The following is a 733-nucleotide window of genomic DNA, read 5'->3' on the forward strand; positions in this document are numbered from 1 at the left end:
TCACCGAGGTCCGACAGCAGACATTCGTGTGGATCGAGAGCTACTACAACCGTCGCAGACGGCACTCCACCCTCGGATACTTGACACCCACCGAATACGAGCTAGGATTCAGGAAAATAACCGACTTGGCAGCCTAAACCGGCGTCAAAGAAATCGGGAACACTCCAACCCATGATCACGGGCGGGTGGACCTGCGTCACTCCTCGCCCCGCGGGCTCGCCGCTGGCGATGTGGCGAAGGACGAACGCGAGGCCAGCTACAAGCCCGCCGGAGAACCCGCCCCCCGGGCCGTAGTGTCCGCCGACCAGCAGGTAGATCGAGTACAACAGCATGACGGGGAACAGCATACGGGCAACGGGAACCAGCGGGGAGATGTAACCTTCCGGCCCGGGTCCGCCGCCCGGCGACTCGTCGTCCACAGCGGGTGTCCCTCTGCCTGGAGATGGGGTGTACGCCCGAGGCGCTCTCCATCCCACCGGTTCCTGCCACCTGCCCGGGGAGGCGCGGGCGTCGACCGTCCACTCGGTCACCGGTTCGCCTGCGGGCCCGGGCGAGGTCTTCACCGAGTTCCTCGAGTGTGCCAGGGTTTCGCGGTGTCGAGTGGGAGGTCACCGGGCGCGATCCTGAGGGTGAAATGGGTGGCAGCCCGGTACTCGATGGGGAGTTCCTGCAGTAGAGGCGCTACGATGGTGACCACCGACTTCGCGTGGATGGGGCCGAACACCGCGATCGC

General features: G+C 65.5%; 2 protein-coding genes. One reads left to right on the plus strand and one right to left on the minus strand.

The window, feature by feature from the left end:
- Window positions 1-137: IS3 family transposase (locus tag Ae505Ps2_RS33830; RefSeq protein WP_249265416.1), on the plus strand; the 137-nt coding region annotated here is incomplete at its 5' end.
- Here the strand turns inward: Ae505Ps2_RS33830 and Ae505Ps2_RS28395 are convergent.
- Window positions 102-419, minus strand: a complete 318-nt coding sequence (locus Ae505Ps2_RS28395; protein WP_249265410.1) for an MnhB domain-containing protein — start codon at window positions 417-419, stop codon at window positions 102-104. The genes Ae505Ps2_RS33830 and Ae505Ps2_RS28395 overlap by 36 nt on opposite strands.
- Window positions 420-733: the final 314 nt, after the last annotated feature.

Origin of the sequence: Pseudonocardia sp. Ae505_Ps2 (genome assembly GCF_001932425.1) — a bacterium.
Lineage (GTDB): Bacteria > Actinomycetota > Actinomycetes > Mycobacteriales > Pseudonocardiaceae > Pseudonocardia.